This window comes from Streptomyces sp. NPDC006314, from assembly GCF_040613075.1.
Taxonomy (GTDB): domain Bacteria; phylum Actinomycetota; class Actinomycetes; order Streptomycetales; family Streptomycetaceae; genus Streptomyces.
Map to the genome: position 1 here is coordinate 1 of NZ_JBEXRL010000033.1, position 16,651 is coordinate 16,651.

Annotated in this window: 13 protein-coding genes and 2 pseudogenes; 8 read left to right on the forward strand and 7 right to left on the reverse strand. The window is 69.7% G+C overall.

The genetic code is table 11. The features are described 5' to 3' along the window. The first annotated feature begins 141 nt into the window (after positions 1–141). Positions 142–675 (forward strand): annotated as a pseudogene (locus tag ABZ079_RS34940) (VOC family protein). Here ABZ079_RS34940 and ABZ079_RS34945 read toward each other — a convergent pair. Then, positions 659–814: a hypothetical protein gene (locus ABZ079_RS34945; RefSeq protein WP_356943516.1), complete on the reverse strand. Its 156-nt coding sequence runs from the start codon at positions 812–814 to the stop codon at positions 659–661. The pseudogene ABZ079_RS34940 and the gene ABZ079_RS34945 sit on opposite strands and share 17 nt — an antisense overlap. Before the next feature lie 212 nt (positions 815–1,026). After that, a complete protein-coding gene (locus tag ABZ079_RS34950) occupies positions 1,027–2,235 on the reverse strand; it encodes a DUF2235 domain-containing protein (protein WP_356943482.1) in 1,209 nt (402 codons plus the stop codon). Between the two features lie 735 nt (positions 2,236–2,970). Between ABZ079_RS34950 and ABZ079_RS34955 the strand changes: the two genes are divergently transcribed. The 3 genes from ABZ079_RS34955 (at position 2,971) to ABZ079_RS34965 (ending at position 7,578) form a co-directional block, all read left to right on the forward strand. Next, a complete protein-coding gene (locus ABZ079_RS34955) occupies positions 2,971–5,040 on the forward strand; it encodes an amino acid transporter (protein WP_356943483.1) in 2,070 nt (689 codons plus the stop codon). A gap of 513 nt (positions 5,041–5,553) precedes the next feature. After that, positions 5,554–7,026 carry a protein kinase gene (locus tag ABZ079_RS34960; protein ID WP_356943484.1) on the forward strand — a complete coding sequence of 491 codons (1,473 nt, stop codon included), beginning with the start codon at positions 5,554–5,556 and terminating at the stop codon, positions 7,024–7,026. 309 nt (positions 7,027–7,335) lie between these two features. Continuing rightward, positions 7,336–7,578 (forward strand): acyl carrier protein, encoded by a 243-nt coding sequence (locus ABZ079_RS34965; RefSeq protein ID WP_356943485.1) that lies wholly within the window; start codon positions 7,336–7,338, stop codon positions 7,576–7,578. A gap of 563 nt (positions 7,579–8,141) precedes the next feature. Here the strand turns inward: ABZ079_RS34965 and ABZ079_RS34970 are convergent. Further along, a complete protein-coding gene (locus ABZ079_RS34970; RefSeq protein ID WP_356943486.1) occupies positions 8,142–9,062 on the reverse strand; it encodes an SDR family oxidoreductase in 921 nt (306 codons plus the stop codon). A gap of 441 nt (positions 9,063–9,503) precedes the next feature. Here ABZ079_RS34970 and ABZ079_RS34975 point away from each other — a divergent pair, with 441 nt between their 5' ends. Further along, the gene (locus tag ABZ079_RS34975) at positions 9,504–10,451 is read left to right on the forward strand and encodes a hypothetical protein (RefSeq protein ID WP_356943487.1); all 948 of its coding nucleotides are present in this window, start codon (positions 9,504–9,506) and stop codon (positions 10,449–10,451) included. Between the two features lie 213 nt (positions 10,452–10,664). On the opposite strand, the gene ABZ079_RS34980 is transcribed toward ABZ079_RS34975, so the two are convergent. From ABZ079_RS34980 to ABZ079_RS34995, 4 genes and pseudogenes are all read right to left on the reverse strand, one after another. Continuing rightward, a complete protein-coding gene (locus ABZ079_RS34980) occupies positions 10,665–10,907 on the reverse strand; it encodes a hypothetical protein (RefSeq protein WP_356943488.1) in 243 nt (80 codons plus the stop codon). Positions 10,908–11,088: 181 nt separating this feature from the next. Then, the gene (locus ABZ079_RS34985; RefSeq protein WP_356943489.1) at positions 11,089–11,850 is read right to left on the reverse strand and encodes a ZIP family zinc transporter; all 762 of its coding nucleotides are present in this window, start codon (positions 11,848–11,850) and stop codon (positions 11,089–11,091) included. 163 nt (positions 11,851–12,013) lie between these two features. Then, positions 12,014–12,409, reverse strand: a pseudogene (locus tag ABZ079_RS34990) (IS5/IS1182 family transposase); the annotation flags it as partial. Further along, a complete protein-coding gene (locus ABZ079_RS34995; RefSeq protein WP_356943490.1) occupies positions 12,376–12,819 on the reverse strand; it encodes a WhiB family transcriptional regulator in 444 nt (147 codons plus the stop codon). The gene ABZ079_RS34995 and the pseudogene ABZ079_RS34990, both read right to left, overlap by 34 nt. A 462-nt stretch (positions 12,820–13,281) precedes the next feature. Here ABZ079_RS34995 and ABZ079_RS35000 point away from each other — a divergent pair, with 462 nt between their 5' ends. The 3 genes from ABZ079_RS35000 (at position 13,282) to ABZ079_RS35010 (ending at position 16,128) form a co-directional block, all read left to right on the forward strand. Then, a complete protein-coding gene (locus ABZ079_RS35000) occupies positions 13,282–13,698 on the forward strand; it encodes a CBS domain-containing protein (RefSeq protein WP_356943491.1) in 417 nt (138 codons plus the stop codon). A 243-nt stretch (positions 13,699–13,941) separates the two neighbouring features. After that, positions 13,942–14,391: a DUF6098 family protein gene (locus ABZ079_RS35005; protein ID WP_356943492.1), complete on the forward strand. Its 450-nt coding sequence runs from the start codon at positions 13,942–13,944 to the stop codon at positions 14,389–14,391. 546 nt (positions 14,392–14,937) lie between these two features. Further along, the gene (locus ABZ079_RS35010; protein WP_356943493.1) at positions 14,938–16,128 is read left to right on the forward strand and encodes a PP2C family protein-serine/threonine phosphatase; all 1,191 of its coding nucleotides are present in this window, start codon (positions 14,938–14,940) and stop codon (positions 16,126–16,128) included. Positions 16,129–16,651: the final 523 nt, after the last annotated feature.

A 16,651-nucleotide genomic window follows, 5' to 3' on the forward strand; every position in this document is an offset into this window, starting at 1 on the left:
CTGGAGACAACGGGCGAAGGCTTGAAAGACACAACATCAGGCTCCCACCAGCTAGCCCGTCATACCCACTGAACTAACGAAAAGATCAGTAGTTGGCGCCTATCGTCGCCACTGGCGACCCACATCAGCGAAAGGACCGCGATGCCCGAGCAGACCAGTTCCGCGCCGGAGGGCTACACCACCGTTGCCCCCTGGGTCGTCACCGAGGACACGGGGGCTTGGCTCGACTTCGTCGCCCAGGCGTTCGGGGGCGAGGAGCTCGGGAGGGTGCCGACCGAGGACGGTTTGATCGGGCATGGTGAGATCCGGGTCGGCGACACCGTTGTGTTGGCCTTCGACCGACACGCGGACTGGCCCGCCATGCCGAGCCTGTTGCGCGTGTTCGTCGCCGACGTGGACCAGACGTTCTCGCAAGCTGTCGCGGCCGGCGGCCGGGTCGTCACTTCTCCGGCCGATGACGCCTTCGGGCAGCGCGGAGGGCGTATCAAGGATCCCTTCGGCAACATCTGGTGGGTGGTCAGCCGCGTTGAGGACGTCTCTGAAGGCGAGATGTGGAAGCGGCTGCAGGACCCGGTGTAAGCCGACGCCATGCGCGTGGCCCAGGAGACACTCGACGCCGAGCTCGGCGGTCGAGACCGCGGACGCAGCAGTGCACCCGTCAGGGCAACCAGCTGACCCGCGACCGCTCCATGGCGGCCGCGGGCACGGGCAGCCCCTCGGCACCATGGCCGGGGCCGGCCCGGCGCGCACTCGCCCGGGAGCACACCAGGGCGACACGGCGCTTCTGGTTCGCATGTTCGGGACCGGTAGCCATGAGCGTTTCCGGACCGTGTCGGAGGCTTGCCAGTGGGCCTGGCACAGGGGTGGGGCCGTTGGCGGACGGATGGCGGATACGCCGCGCTCCAGACCAGGGTCGGCCGGTCCCCTCCTCGTCGCCTTCGACGATCACCAGGGCCCGGGCGTCCAAGTCGTCGGGCGCCCGCACGTTGAGGAGGAACCCCGGCTTGGGCGGCCGAGGCCGCGGTGTCACGTGGCGCGGTCGAGTCCGTCCGGCGTACCGGGCGACGCCCCCGGGCCGGTTGCCGCGGGCGGCATGGGCGGCAGGCCCGCGGCGATGCCCGGCAGCAGGACGGGCTCCAGCCGGACCCGCTCCTGACCGCCCAGATACCGCTCCAGCTCCGGCGGCCGGTAGCCCGCGTGGCGGTCGTAGCGCTCCTTGGCGGGCACCGCCAGGAACTCGTTGCCGTTGGGCTCGCCGTCGTCGTTCACCGCCTTTCCGAGCGGCCGGTGCAGCGGCTTGGCCAGTCGGTACATTCCCGCCCGTGAGGAGTGCAGTTCGCCCGCGCCGTCCGGCCGCACACGGAAATCGATGCTCTCGTCCGGCTTCATCTCGCTCGGCCCGGCCTCACTGAGCGCATCGACATCGAACTGCAGCCCGAATCTGCTGGCCTGGCCGACCATCCACAGCAGGGTGATGTCGGACAGCCCCGTCTCCTTGTAGCCGCCACCGACATCGCAGTGCACGCCGGCGAACCACACCTGCTTCAGCTCCTGGCCCCGCTCGGCGGCGCCGGGCTGCTGGTGCCACAGAGCCGGCCGGAACGCCGAGCGCTGCTCGTCGATGGCCAGTGCGTGGAAGGCCCCCCTGACCCAGCGGCTCAGTTCGGTGTTGTGGAACGCCCAGCGGCGGTTGAACCGGTTCGCCGCCGGCTGGAACCAAGGGGCGTCCGGGGCAGGGATGCCCAGGGCGCCCACGGTGTCCCACACCCCGATGAAGTGGATCTCCGTCTCACGCGCGTACGAGCGGCGGAACAACGTGGCGGCCGAGCCGTTCGGTTGCTCGATCCGGTCGCGGTACAGAGCCCAGGCGTCCGGGATCCGGTCGGCGTGGTCCCGGCGCAGGATGCCGCAGTTGCGCAGCAGCCCCGCCAGGCTGCGCGCGGTGAACGCGCCCCGGCTGAAGCCGAAGAGGAACAACTCGTCGTCGGGCTCGTACGTCTCGACGAGGAAGCGGTAGGCGTCGACGACGTTCCGGGACAAACCCACGCCGAACGCGCCGCCGCGCAGGCGATCGAGCCGCTGGGTGCCGACGCCGCTGTGGTAGTAGACGCGCTGTTCCTTCCCGGCCGCGGACCCGGGGCGGACGGACAGGGCGACCTTGGCGACGTTGGTCTTGCTCGGTTGGTCGGCGAAATTCCACGTGCCGTCGCAGCAGACGACCAGACGCTTGGCCATGACGATCCCTCCTCGCGCGTGCGCGGAGCGGCGCCTAGCACCACCTCCATGCTTGCACCACTCGGCGGGCCGCGCCATGCGACTGCCACCAACGCCCATGGCAGTGCGTGACGTACGGGTCGCAGCTGTCATCACCGGTGTCCGGGCGGATGTGGCAAATGTCGACATCTGGCCAGGCTGGTGAGGTGCGGCACGCACACACAGGCGGACGAGACCGCGCCGCAGGGACCGCACCACGCGTTCGCCACAACCCGTCCTGGTCGATGTTCACCCCGCACAGCCCCGGCCTGGACCACCCGGCGGCCTCCGGGTTGTTGATCCTGCCCACCGAGCGAGGCCGGGCGGGACCGTCCGTCGAGTGTGACCCATGGAAACGTGGCCCTGACCACGACCAGGCCGTGCAACACGTGGGCCTGATGCAGCCGCAACGCGGGAGCAGGCTCAATTCACTGGACAGGGGACCGGCGGGCGCCTGGGAGGCGGGCACTCCGAAAGTGTCCCGCGCGCAACCCGCGGCCATGGTGCCGGCCGGCACTGCGGGGCGTCAGCTGCAGGGGGGTGCGTCGCCGGAGCTGTCGGTTCGTCATGGCTGGCCGGTTCCGCACAGGCGTCCAGCGCGTACAGGCGACCGCCGGCGCCCTGGCCCGCAGATGCCACACCCCCTGTCGAGGGAGATGGAGTGCAGGGATCGGGGAACAAGAGGGAGGCGCCCAGAAACGCCTGCGCGGGGCAGCGGTGGAGGGCCGCGTGCTCGGTGACCGTCGCTGCCGTCGCGTAGGTGACCCGGGCACGAGGCGGGCAAGAAGGTTGATGGGGGTTATGAAGGACACGAACGGACAATCAGCGGTGCCGGAAGTGGTGGACAGTCCTGCCCTGTCGCCGCAACCGAAGAGCACGTTGGCGCGGTGGTTGCTTCGCCACCGAGTGCAGCCGGTCGGGCGGGCGGCCGGTGAGAGGCACAGCGAGCAGCACGCCTGGTGGAAGGTGATGTGCCTGACCGGCGTCGACTACTTCTCCAGTCTGGCGTATGTGCCGGCGATCGCCGCGCTCGCGGCCGGGGCGGTCTCGCCCCTGGCGACGCTGTTGATCGTGGCGCTGACTCTGCTGGGGATGCTGCCGATGTACCGGCGGGTGGCCAAGGCGAGTCCGCGCGGCGCCGGGTCTGTGGCGATGCTGGAGGATCTGCTTCCGTTCTGGTGGGGCAAACTCTTCGTTCTGGTCCTGCTCGGCTTTGTGGCCACGTCGTGGCTCATCACGATCACTTTGTCCACCGCGGACGCGTCCGTGCACGTGGTGGAGGACCCCTTCTTCCCGGCCGCGCTGCATGGCCACGAAGTGGCCCTCACTGTGGTGTTGCTGCTGGTCCTGGGAGGTGTCTTCCTGCTCGGGTTCAGTGAGGCGGTCAGCGTGGCCATCCCGCTGGTGATGCTCTTCCTGGTACTCAACGCGGTGGTCATCGCCGTTGGCTTGGTGGATGTGTTCACCGCACCTGGGGCGTTCACGGACTGGACGGACAAGCTCGTCAAGGGCGGAGGCGGCTTCGGTGAGCTGGTGACTCCCGCGCTCTTGGCGTTCCCGTTGCTGGTCCTGGGCCTGTCGGGCTTCGAGACGGGAGTGAGCATGATGCCTCTCATCGCCGCCGGCGGCGCCGATGACGAGCAGCGGCTGCGCTCGCGGATCCGCAATACCCGCAGGCTGCTGACCACTGCAGCGCTCATCATGAGCGTCTACCTGCTGTCCTCGAGCTTCGTGACCACCGTGCTGATTCCGCACGAGGAGTTCGAACCCGGTGGTGGCGCCAACGGCCGGGCTCTGGCCTGGCTTGCCCACGAACGCGTCGGGGAAGCTTTCGGAACGGTGTACGACATCAGCACCATCCTGATTCTCTGGTTCGCCGGCGCGTCCGCGATGGCAGGGCTGGTCAACATCGTGCCCCGCTACCTGCCCGACTACGGCATGGCCCCCGAGTGGGGGCGTGCGGTACGGCCCGTCGTCCTGGTCTACACCGCCCTGTGCGTTGTCATCACCCTCGCGTTCGGTGCCGACGTCGATGCCCAGGCCGGCGCCTACGCCACCGGAATCCTGGCCATGATGGTCTCGGGGGCCTTCGCCGTCACCGTCTCCGTCACGCGCCATGGCCGCCGGCCAGTGGCAGTCGGGTTCGGCGTCCTGACCCTGGTCCTTCTCTACGCCCTCGCGTACAACATCTTCGACAAGCCCGACGGCATCGCCATCTCCGGGTTCTTCATCGCCGGGATCATCCTGGTGTCGCTGATTTCCCGCGTCGCGCGCACCACCGAACTGCGTGCGGACCGCATCGTCTTCGACGAATCCGCCCGGCAGTTCATCACCGACACCCTCGCCCACGACAACGCGATCAACATCATCGCCAACCGGCGCGAAGCGGGGGACGACGCCGAATACAGCGCCAAAGAGCGAGAACAGCGCGGGACCAACCCCGTGCCCGGTCCGGCCGACGTACTGTTCCTGGAGATCGACGTGGTCGACCCCTCCGACTTCAGTGACACCCTCACCGTGCACGGAGTCACAGTCGACAGCCACCGCATCCTGCGCGCCGAGGCTCCAGCCGCGCCGAACGCCATAGCCGCCATCCTGCTGGCCCTGCGGGAGGTGACCGGAGTGCGCCCGCACTGCTATTTCGCCTGGGCCGAGGGCAGCCCGCTGAGGCACATGTTCCGCTACTTCCTGCTCGGCCGCGGCGACACCGCACCGGTCACCCGCGAAATCATCCGCAGCAACGAATCCGACCCCGACCGGCGCCCCGGCATCCACGTCGGCGGCTGACTTTTGCGGCAGAGTAAGCGCGCCGAGCGGTTCGTCCGGGCGCCCTTCGCCAGAGCGTGGTCCCGGCCACAACCACCGGAACCGCCGACGTTCCCTACCGAGTGACCTGTTGTTGCCGGCATGGCGCGGCTGACTACGCGGACGAGGGAACTGCATCCGCGAACCCCCTTGGGGGAAAGCCGGACCCCCGTCCGTATGGCTCGGGATCCGGACGCCCCAGCCGGCCGTGCGCGCGCCGGCTCGGGGGACTTCCGTCACCAGCCTGCCCGGTCTCCGTCCCGATGCGTTGGGCGGCCGGTGGAGGCCACGTGCCACGCGAAGGGGCGACCTGCTGTGAGAATGGCCGGCGGGACGTTCCGCGTACCTTCGCTTGGCACCTCGCCTGGAGCACGCCCCCTGTCAGGACTGGTCCGGGGGTAGTCCGGCATCTCGCGGGTACCTGCATGCGGCACGCCCTTTCATTTCGGCAACGGGCGCCCGCAGGAATCGTCCTTCGAAGCATGGGGAGATGGAATGAGGCTCCGCGAGTCGGCTCAGGCGCTGGCCGCCCGGTGTTCCGCCGAGATACTGGCCGGCCGCTACCGTCTGGACGTTCTCATCGGTTCGGGCGGCGCCGCGGATGTCCACCGTGGCTTCGACCTGCGTTTGAGGCGACCGGTGGCAGTGAAGGTCTTCCGGCCCGGCATCGGCGTCGAAACGGAGAACGGCTCCGGGAGCGAGGCGGTGATCCTGGCGCGGCTGCACCATCCCGGGCTGGTCACCGCCTACGATGCCGGATGGCACGACGGCCGCGCCTATTTGGTCATGCAACTGATCGAAGGGCCCACGCTGAAAGGCCGCATCGCCGAAGGCCCCCTGCTCCCCGAAGACACCGCCGCACTCGGCGCCGCCCTCGCCCAGGCGCTGGCTCACGCGCACGAGTCGGGGATCGTCCACCGTGACGTCAAGCCGTCCAACATCCTCCTCGACGCGTCGGGCCACCCCTACCTGACCGACTTCGGTATCTCCCGGCTGGTCGACGCCACCACCCGCACCGCCACCGGCACACTCATCGGCACCGCCGCGTACCTGTCCCCCGAGCAGGTGCTCGGCCAGCCCGTCGGCCGGCCCGCCGACATCTACGCCCTCGGTCTCGTGCTCCTCGAATGCCTCACGGGCAGGCTCGAATACGACGGCGGCCCCCTCGAAGCGGCGATAGCGCGGCTCCACCGCCAACCCGTACTGCCAAGCTCCGTGCCGGAAGAGTTCGCCGTCCTGCTGCGGAACATGACCGCCCTTGACGAGAACATCCGCCCGTCGGCACTCGACTGCGCCCGGACACTGACCGCCCTGGCCGGCGCGGCGCTCTCCAGGCCCACCGTCCCCGTGGCCAACGCCACGGGCGTCGTTCGGAGTCGGGAACGGGCGCAGGACGACAACCCGACACACATGAACCCGCTGCCCGCCCCGGACCTGGCCGCTGCGAAGACCGCGCCCGCACGTAGCCGCGTTCTGGTGGCCGGCGGAACCGTCGCGCTGGCCACTGTCGTGGCCGCCACTCTCGCCGTCACCGACGTCCATCAAGGAAGCGACGGGAAAGCGACTCGGACTGTCAGCCGGACTGCTGAGAAAGCCGGCCCCGAAAGCCCCGCCGCAGGAAGGAACGACTCCGCCGCAGGAAGGAACGACTCCTCCGCGACACCTGTGGCTCCGCCGTCCTCCACCCACGACGTTTCCGCCGGGCTGCTCAGCGCTGCTGCCGCCCCCGGGCGGAGCGACCGTCCTGCTCATGACGGCCCGAGTCGACAACCAGTCGGTTCAACCGGCATCTCTCTCAACGGTACGCCCGACAGGGGAGGGCAGGCCGAGACGAAGCCGGAGGCGTCCAAGGAACCGCAGGTGTCCAAGGAACAGCCCGGCGAGGCTAAGGCAGTCGAAAAGGCCCGGAAGAAGGCGCACAAGAAGTCCGAGAAGCACGCGGCCAAAACCGGGGCCGGGCTCGAATAGGCCCTGACGCTCGACGGGCGCTGAAGTGCTGGGCGGCCGGGGTGTGGGCCGGTCCGGCTCTGCCGGACGACCGGACTCGGCGCCCTGCTGGCTCTCACGAGTTGCCGGACGGCATGGCGTCCTGCTGTGGGGGCTACGGGCGGGGGTGCCCAGGGGGAGTGCGCGCGGTGTCCCGGGTGGGCCCTGAGGGGCGTCGCCCGGTGCGCGTCGTACTCATGCAACGCAGCGCGGTGGTCGCCCCCGAGTTTGGGCCGACGAGGAAGTGATACTCGGCGTTTGCCCTACTTTCCGCACATCGTGGGAGAAACCATGGCGACAGGCGAAACCGGCTTCAGCGATATCGTGTACGACCTCATTTCCGTTCAGTACCACTCACTGAAGGCCGGACACGACTACGGCCAGTACGTGCGGGACGCCGAGAACGCGAACAAGAAGGAGATCGCTGACTTCTTCCGAGCGATCATGGAGCAGGACTCCGAGCGCGCAGCCCGCTGCCACCGATTCCTGGCAGAACTGTCCGGCACGGAGGAGGCAGGTCCGGCTGTCGACTGACGATTGCGAGGGTGGGTCCCCGGGCCCTCCTCCAGGCACTGGCGCAGCCCTCGGGCCCAGAGCGTGCCGACACGGCGACGGCGCTTGCCGGGGCCGAGCTTCCACGGGCCGGAGCACGTGCTCCGGTGACTGGCTCGTGCGCCCACGCCCCACCGCGTCGAACCCGTGGCGCCCTGGGGCCGCAGCCGCTGTCGATGACGGCGGGGAGACCGACTGGTCTGGGCGCCGACGACGAGCAGCTCTGCGCTGCCGGGGTCGTGACCGCGCCGGTGACACCCGGGGCCGCGCCGGGTCAGCGCTACCTGGAACGGCCGGCCGTTGGACGGGCGGCTGCGCGACATCACCGGATGGAGGAGGGACGACGTTGACGCCGACGTCGCCCTCCAGAGAGAACTGGGGCGCCTCGACTGGTCCCGTGACATCCGTGAACGCTGTCGGCCTGCGCTACTCGGACCGGTGAACCTTCGGATACCTGGTGAGCCGGACGGCAGCCTGCCGCTCATCCCGGAACGCGATCGACGTGGCGGCCGGCACCCCGGGAGCCGCCACCGAAGCAGGCGCTCCTACGGGCGTGCGGACCGGTAGGAGTTCCAGTCGGCGCGACCGCCGGCGCCCAGGACCTCGACATCGGCTGCCAGTTCGGCGCGTGAACGCTTCCGCAGTTCGCGGCGCGTGATCCGGGCGACGACCGCCGGGAAGAGCGGCCGCAGAGGCTGGCACCAGCGTAGCCACGGCGGTGCGTAGATGTGGTGGGTGCGCTCGGTGATGCCGGTGGCGAGCCAGTCGGCGACCTGGGCTGGGCTGTGGACTCGGCGCGCGAAACGTGGCTGGTGCCTTCGCAGGGCTTGCAGGACGGGGTGCTCGTCGATGCCGGCGATCATGTCGGTGCCGGTCCAGTGGAGGTAGGCGATGCCAACGGTGATCCCGTCGGGTTCGACCTCGCCACGCAACGCCTGGGCGAAGGACTCCGCGCCGGCCTTGGAGGCGCAGTAGGCGCTCATCATGGGGGCGGCGCCGAAGGCGGCCGTAGACGCGATCTGGAGGAAGTAGCCCCGGGTGTGGGCCAGCTGCGGGAGGAATGCTCTGGCGGTGTTGGCGGATCCTACGAGGTTGACGTCGACGACCCGCTGCCACAGGTCGGTCGCGGTGTGGATGAACGGACCGCCGGCGGCGATGCCGGCGTTGGCCACGACCACGCTCGCCGGGCCCAGTGCGTTCTCCACCTGCCGGGCGGCGCCCTCGAGGGCGGTGTGGTCGGTGACATCGGCCTCGACGCAGATGCTCGGGTTCGGCAAGGAGGCGGCCGCACGGCGAAGGGTTTCCTCCTCGCGCCCGAGGAGGGCGACGAGCATACCGGCGTCGGACAGGCGCCTGGCCAGGGCTTCACCGACTCCGCGTGCGGCGCCGGTCACGACCGCGACCCGCCCGCACAGAGGTGCGCCGGTAGCGGAGCGGCGTCCGCTTACATCGAAGATGTCGCGCATTTCCATCCTCATTCGTCGTCGGCCACCGACGGCGGCACCCCTGTCCCCGTACCCGGAAACAGTAGTCTTGTCCGCCTTGCCTGAAGTGGCTCGGTGACATCTGAAGCGCCCCCGGTGACGCCCGCGAGGCATGCGGGGGCCCGTAGGAGAGCGAGCCCCTGGAACGCCGCGACAGCCATCTACGCCGTCGTGGCGAACCCCCCGCCGGGGTCGGTGGCCGGCCTGGGCCGCGGGTCGGGAACGGCCGGGCCGCCATGCCGGTGCCCGGAGGACAGGCACTGGCAAGGCCTCTGTGCGCCGTCTTGATGTCTCAACTCCTGTGAGGAGCAAGGGATTCCAGTGGTTTGAGGTATGGGTTTGGGGAGAGTTCTCTGTCAGTCGTTACGACACTTGTTCGGGATCCTCGGAGAGGGCCCCGACCGACGGAGGGGGAATGCACCCGTGCGTACCCGCACAGGATGGCGGCGCGGCCTGCTCGGCGCGCTGACGGGCCTGACGGCGACGATCGGCCTGACGGCCGGGCTGGCCTCGCCCGCTGAGGCGGCCACTACGACGCCCGTCGCCGTGACGAAGTACAGCCACACCAGCCAGAGCGGGGACTGGGTCGGCCAGGGCGGCAGCGTGGCGTACACCTCGAAGACGGCGACGATCACCGTCGAAGGGGCGCTGGAGACGCTGACCGTGCGGATCGAGAACGACACCGACTGGTGGACCGTTCAACTCGAAGCCCCGGCGGGGGAGAAGCTCCACCCCGGCGTCTACCGGGACGCCGAACGGGCCGGCTTCGCCACCGGCCGCGCCCCCGGCCTGGATGTCGGTGGTCAGTCACGCGGCTGCAACAAGGTCTACGGCCAGTTCTCGGTCAACCAGATCGAGGCGGACGGCTCCGGCGCGATCACCACCCTGGACGCCACCTACACACAGCGCTGTGAGTCCGCCGGCGCGCCTGTGCTCAAGGGTGTGATCAAGTACCGGGCGTACCCGCTGTCCTTCTCCTACGCCAGCGAGCCGGGCGACTACGTCGGCCAGGGCCGCACCGGCACCCACACCGGTGCCACCAGCCTCTTCTCCCTCCGCTCCTGGGGAGCGGGAGGCCTGTCCTACGAGGCCTCCGGCAAGCGGGAGAAGTGGTCGGCTCTACTGGTCCCGCCCAGCGGCGAGACCTTCGAGGCGGGCCGTACCTACACGGCCGAACGCGGCAACGGCCCCGGCACGGCTGGTCTCGACGTCTCCGGCTTCGGCGGCTGCAATGCCAGTAACGGCTCGCTGACCATCACCAAGCTGGCCCGCGACACCGACGGCGAGGTCACGGCGCTGGCGGCCACGTTCGTCCAGCACTGCGAGGGGGCCGAGCCGGCCCTGCGCGGGACGATCCACTACTACGCCTAGGCGACGACGTTCCCCCACCGGATCGAACGCTTCCGCGCCCCATCTCCTCATGCCCCCACCAGCCGTGTCGCATCGGCCGGCCGTCGCGGGAACAAGTTCCGGCGACGGGTCGGCGGGCACGGCGGCATGCCGGGCGTCCACGTCACGCTCACCGACGGGGGCGCCGGTGACGTGCCGGCCATCTGGCTCGACCAGTGGTGGATCCTGCGCCGGCTACTCGACGGCCGGGTCCTCCTGGGCATGCTGCACGGCTTTCCTCACCGCCTGTTCCACCTCGTATCGGCTGGCGCCGGTAGCTTCGGCGTGCGCGGTGATGCCCGCCTCCACCGCCTCGGACGCCTCGCGCCAGCGGCGCCACTGCGCGTCGTACTCGTCACCGGTGAGCCCGGCGAGCTTCGCGCGCTCTTCCTCAGTGGATCGTTCCAGCTTGATCAACTCATCGGGAACCTTTGTCACGGTCATGGATCTTAGGCGGCCGGGTCCGTGCGTCGGCGACCGGACTTACCGTCCGGTCGGGTAGAGGTGCGGTCGATCGCCGGACGGGCCGCCTGCTGCCACCGGGGCCGCGCCGAGGTGCTGAAGCCGGGCGTGGGGCGTTCTTCACGGCCATTGGCTCGAGTCCTTGGGGGACGGGAGGTCAGGCGTGGGACAGCGCGAAGGAGACCAGGAAGCCGCTGACGGTGACCAGCCCGATGGCCAGGTGGGCCTCCTGGAAGGCTTCGGGGATCATTGTGTCGGCGATCATGGCCAGGATGGCGCCGGCGGCTACGGCCGTCACAGCGGCGATCACAGCTGTCGAAAGGCCGCCGACCACGGAATAGCCGAGCACCGCGGAGAGGGCGCTGGCCGCGGCGATCGCTCCCCACACACCGAAGATGTAGCTCTTGCTGCGCCCGGCTTCTTTCATCCCGGCGGAACTGGAGAGTCCCTCGGGAACGTTGCTGATGAACACCGCCGCCACCGTCACCAAGCTGACGGCACCGCCGTCGAGCAGGCTGACGCCGATCACCGCCGACTCCGGGATGCCGTCCAGTAGCGCACCCAGCGCCAGCGCCGTGCCCGAGCCGCTCTGCTGCTCCTCAGAGGGCTGCACCTGCTCCTTGTGGTGACCCGACCGTTTGCGATGGCGGGCGCCACGGCGGGCCAGCCACAGGTTGCCGACCGTGTATGCCGCTGCCCCGGCCAGTGTTCCGACGGCTGCCGGGCCCAGCCCACCCTTTTCGTAGGCTTCGCCGATCAGCTCAAAGGAGACGGCCGAGAGCAGCACCCCGGCACCGAAGGCCATCACCAGCGCGATGACTTTCTGCGGCACGCGCAGCGCGTAGCCGCATGCTGCACCCAGCAGCAGGGCGCACCCTGCCAGCAATCCCCAACCACCTGCTTGAAGCACCTCCGGCATGCGCCCCATGTACCCGTTCGTGCAGTGATCAACGCCCGAACTCCGCGCCCGCCTCGACGACGATCGCGACGCGACCGAGCCGCGGTGTCCGCGCTGGCTGCCTGCCGCAGGCGCCGGCGGCCAGGGAAGTCGGGCACCGGCACCACACACATCGGCGACGACTTCCGCGCCACCGCTCGAGGCGCTTGATGCACCGCTCCACGGTATTGCGCCGCTTACAAGTCCTGCGGTCGAAGGCGGGCGGCCTGCCGTCCGGCTGCCGCGCCGCAGCCGGTGGGCCTGCAGGTCGGCCGGGACGGGAATGACCGCACGGATACCGCGCCTGCGCGGGTGCTTGCGGATGGCGCGAGAGGAGTACACCTTGGCGGCCGGGATCACGTCCGGTGTGGTGCGAGGCCGACCACGCCACCGGGGGACCCGCAGGCGGGGAGATCCTCGAAAGCGGGTGCGTCACCGGCCTGGCCAGCGGTCAGTACGAAGGCCGGAGGTCGGCAGCGTCCGTCAGCCACCGGATGGATTTTCGGGTCACCCCGCCGCGGGACCGGCAGATGGCATGGTCGCCCAGCTCGCCTGCCGGGGCCCCTTTCTGCGGGCTCCGGCCACTTTCAAGGTGTCTCTCCGAGTGCCTGCCCCGCTCGGTAACTCCCCGTCCAGTTCGTCGCAGTGACGGTCACCTTCTGTTCCTGTCACGGGTCGGCCGTACGCATCTGTCGCTGCACGCCGGATGGCCCGTCGTTGAGCGGCGGTGGTGGCGCCCCAGATGCCATCGTCCTCACCGTGCCGAATCGCCCAGGTGCGGCACGGGAGGAGTACGGGGCATCGCCGGCATATGGCCCGGGCGAGGGAGGCTTCCGAGCCGGGAGCGGCAGAGTCGGACAGGGGGAAGAAGATCTCGGGATCTTCACCGGCGCATGCGGCCTGATCGCGCCAGTCGTATGCCGGTGGATGTTCGCGGGTTGGGCCGGTCATCGAAACACCTCTGCTAGCCCTTGTTGCACGTGTCTCGGAAGGCTGCAGCACACAGCGCCGCAGACCCGGCAGAGGCTGCGCATCATCTTAGACATGCGTGTCCGGTTTGGCTATGTTTCACGTGGTTCCAAGGGGCCGTGGCTGGTCGTGGTGCCCTGCGGGGGATGGCCGCGCCAAGGCCATCTCCCTTCGGGCCGCACATAACCCGTCCGATCGGCGCGGACCCTGTTGCACCTGCGCCGGACCACCGTGTGCACCGACTGCTGACTGTCGACTGCTGGGGCAAGGCAGGAACGCCTGGCGCGGTCACTCGTCGCCGGGCAGGCAGTGACATGCGCAGATCAGACGCCTTGGGCGTCGAGTACGAGCTGTTACCTCTCGTGACGTCTGGGAACACATGCCACATCCGCCGAGACCGCGGCCGTCGCCGATGGGGATGGGCCGCCCGACAGGAAGGGTTTGATGATGAAGGCGCGGGAGATCATGACCGGCGGGGCCGAGTGCATCGGCGCCGAGGAGACGGTGCTGGACGCGGCACGGAAGATGAAGGACCTCGGGGTGGGGGCCCTGCCGATCTGCGGCACCGACAACAGGCTCAAGGGCATGCTGACCGACCGGGACATCGTCGTGAAGGTCCTCGGTGCGGGCAAGGATCCCGCCACCTGTCCGGCCGGCGACCTGGCCCAGGGCGAGGTCGTCACTATCGGTGCCGACGACGACGTGGAGGAGATTCTGCGCACGATGACCGAGCACAAGGTGCGCCGCCTGCCGGTCATCGACGGGCACGACCTGGTCGGCATGGTCGCCCAGGCCGATGTCGCCCGTTCCCTGCCCGACCCCAAGGTGGGCGAGCTGCTTGAGGCTCTGTCCACCGACTGAGGCCCTGCCGCTGACAGGCCCTGGCGGTTGCCCGGAAATTTTTCCGACTCGCGGCCAGGGCTTGGGGCAGGGGCCGGTGTACGACGTATGCGAACAGCGTGCGACGGGGCACGCGCGGCCGGGCTGGTAAAACGCCGCGGCGATCCCGCCCCATGACGAGTCGGCCACACCGTGCCCCCCATCTGGGCGGGGAAGTGCCAACGCATGACTGGTCGAGTCGGCGGTGCCCCTACCGGGAGAACCATGACAAGTGAAACCATGCCACTGACCACCCTGCATACCCTCGACGAGGTCACCGACTGGGTGCGTCGGCAACAACACCTCTACGTCCGCTGGTCCCTCGGACCGGAAAAGGACCTGCACGAGACGTCCAGCCGTGACGAACTCACCGGTGTGCCCCTGCCCGGTCTGTCCGTCAGCTCACTGGATGTCGAACCTTGGTGGGAGGACCGGCCGATGCGGATCTGGGTCGCTCGCCGCCTCTACGACTACTGCCACCTGCCCCGCCACCGGGGCGACGGCGTGCGCCCCTGGCTGCTGCGCGGCCGAGAGAGCGGACGCGGACCCGACAACGAACCGCTGGTCGACGACATCGTGCCACTGGCCTGGATCGCCCCGGCGGTCATCGAGGAGGCGGTGAAGGAGGTCGACAACCAACCCGGCCCCTGGGGCCCGGTTGAGCGCGACAGCTGATCCGGCGGGAACCGGTCGACGGCGCGAAACGGCGTGGACCACCGGGCTGCCCCGGAAGTGCCCCCGAGGTACTGGAGGGCAGGACGGCGATCCTGATCGCGCCCCGGCTGTCCACGGTCGCACCGCGGACCCCGTCACGGTCGTCGAGGCAGGTCCGATCCTGAACGTGGCACAAGGAACTGCTCGCGGCCGACGGACGCTACGCCGACCCGCACCGGACCCAGTTCGAACAGTGGGCTGCCGAGGCGACCGGGATCACGGCGGCGTAGCGAAAGCGGCGGCGGTCCGGCAACCACCGCGCACCGCAGCGGCATCGGCCCGTTCCCGGACCGCTCGCCATACGTCGGCATGCTGCTTCCCTTGTGTGGCACGGTCGGCGCGCGGGCAGCCCGACACACTGGCCGCCCGGCCGCCCACGGACGCCGACTGACGGACTGGGACTACTGGCACCGATCTGGCATGCCGCCCTGACCAGCGAAGATGAGCACGTTGGGTGATGTGGCGGAGTCTCGGGGAAGAAGTTGCGGCAGCCGATGGGAGGGTGCCGTGAAGGGTGGAGATCTGGAACTGGGCGAGTTGCTGGCCGCTGCGGAGGCGGCTCCGCCCGGTGAGTCCGTCGACGTGATAGCACACGACCTGCAAAAGCGATTCGGTGCGGAGCATGTGTCCTTCCTGTTCGCCGACCTCATCGGCCAGCGGCTGGTACGGCTCGCCGCGGCCGGCGGTGATGCCGCGGATCATGCCGAGCCGATCGACCTGCACGGCAGCGTCTACGACAGCGTTCTGCAGAGCCAGCACCAGCATGTGGAACCGGACGGCCAGGGCGGACGGCGCGTCATCACGCCGGTCACCAACCGCGGCGACTGCATCGGCGTCCTGGAGGTGACCCTGCAGTCCGCCGACGACACCGTGCTCCGTCAGGTCCGCGACGCGGCACACGCTCTGGCCTACATCATCGTCACGGACCGCCGCTTCACCGATCTGTACCACCTGGGACGGCGCACCACCGAGACCAGTCTGGCCGCGGAGATCCAGCACCAACTGCTTCCCTCGGCCCCCTGCTGCGAGGCGGCCCAGTTCACCCTCGCCGCCGGGCTGATCCCGGCCGACGACATCGGAGGCGACACCTACGACTACACCCTCGACCGCGACACCCTGCACCTGTCCATCACCGACGCCATGGGCCACGACACGAACTCCGCTCTGCTGGCCACCTTGCTGGTCGGCGCACTGCGGCGGGCACGCCGCAGCGGCTGTGACGCCCTCAAGCAAGCCCACCACGCCCACCAGGCCCTGCTGAGCCACAGCCGCGGCCTGGCCACCGGACAGTTGCTGTGCGTCGACCTCGAAACAGGCCTCTGTGAACTGGTCAACGCCGGCCACCCCTGGCCACTGCGGCTGCGCGACGGAACCGTCGAAGAGGTCAAGCTCGCCGTCAACCTGCCGTTCGGTGTGGCGGCACCCACCTCCTACCGCGTACAGGAACTGCAACTGAATCCCGGGGACCGCCTGATCCTGATCACCGACGGAATGCAGGAGCGCGGTGCCGCAGCCGTCGACCTGGCCTCGGTCGTTCACGACACCCGCCTGCTGCATCCAAGAGAAGCCGTCCGAAGCCTGACCGCCGCGGTGCTCGATGCCTGCCATGGCAACCTCAAGGACGACGCCACGGTCCTGATACTGGACTGGCACGGCAATCGCCGCCGATCGGCCGCAACCAGACCGGGCCCGCAGTGATGATCCGCAGCGGCCCACTCCTGAGTCCTTACCGAGGGCGGCGCCCCGTGATGTCTTCACCACCCGGCGGATACTGCGACGAGCCTGCCGGCCAGCGTTGGGCCGGCCCCGGGACGGGTGGACGACGAAGCTCCATCTGGCGTAGGCGGGGGAGTGGCCGAGGCGGTCGACCACCGCGTACACCGTCGTGCTGTCCAGCGAGGCCAGCAGCATCCGCCGTACCGCCCGCGCCCACCAGCGGGCGCAGCCCGGGTGTCGCCACAGGTGCCGTACGCCAGCGGCGGTCTCCTCCCACCACCCGGTCCCGGACCGCGCGGGCCGCTCCTCGCGCACCCGCAGCGCCGCGCACAGTCCGGCCACGAGCACGAAGGTGACCGCGTCCAGGCAGGCCACGGCCGGGGCCGCCGCGGGCCGTGTGGAGTCCCGCGCCGGTCAGCGGCGCAATCAGCTCCATGCCCTCTGTGACGGTCATCCGCAGGTCGGCTGACACCCCAGACCGGTACGCCTCCCGCTCCCCCTGCGT

Bases quoted from the DNA above. Each gene is read 5' to 3' on its own strand.
- ABZ079_RS34945 (WP_356943516.1), bottom strand. From the start codon at position 814: ATGGCTACCGGTCCCGAACATGCGAACCAGAAGCGCCGTGTCGCCCTG.
- ABZ079_RS34950 (WP_356943482.1), bottom strand. From the start codon at position 2,235: ATGGCCAAGCGTCTGGTCGTCTGCTGCGACGGCACGTGGAATTTCGCC.
- ABZ079_RS34960 (WP_356943484.1), top strand. From the start codon at position 5,554: ATGAGGCTCCGCGAGTCGGCTCAGGCGCTGGCCGCCCGGTGTTCCGCC.
- ABZ079_RS34965 (WP_356943485.1), top strand. From the start codon at position 7,336: ATGGCGACAGGCGAAACCGGCTTCAGCGATATCGTGTACGACCTCATT.
- ABZ079_RS34970 (WP_356943486.1), bottom strand. From the start codon at position 9,062: ATGCGCGACATCTTCGATGTAAGCGGACGCCGCTCCGCTACCGGCGCA.
- ABZ079_RS34985 (WP_356943489.1), bottom strand. From the start codon at position 11,850: ATGCCGGAGGTGCTTCAAGCAGGTGGTTGGGGATTGCTGGCAGGGTGC.
- ABZ079_RS34995 (WP_356943490.1), bottom strand. From the start codon at position 12,819: ATGACCGGCCCAACCCGCGAACATCCACCGGCATACGACTGGCGCGAT.
- ABZ079_RS35000 (WP_356943491.1), top strand. From the start codon at position 13,282: ATGATGAAGGCGCGGGAGATCATGACCGGCGGGGCCGAGTGCATCGGC.
- ABZ079_RS35005 (WP_356943492.1), top strand. From the start codon at position 13,942: ATGACAAGTGAAACCATGCCACTGACCACCCTGCATACCCTCGACGAG.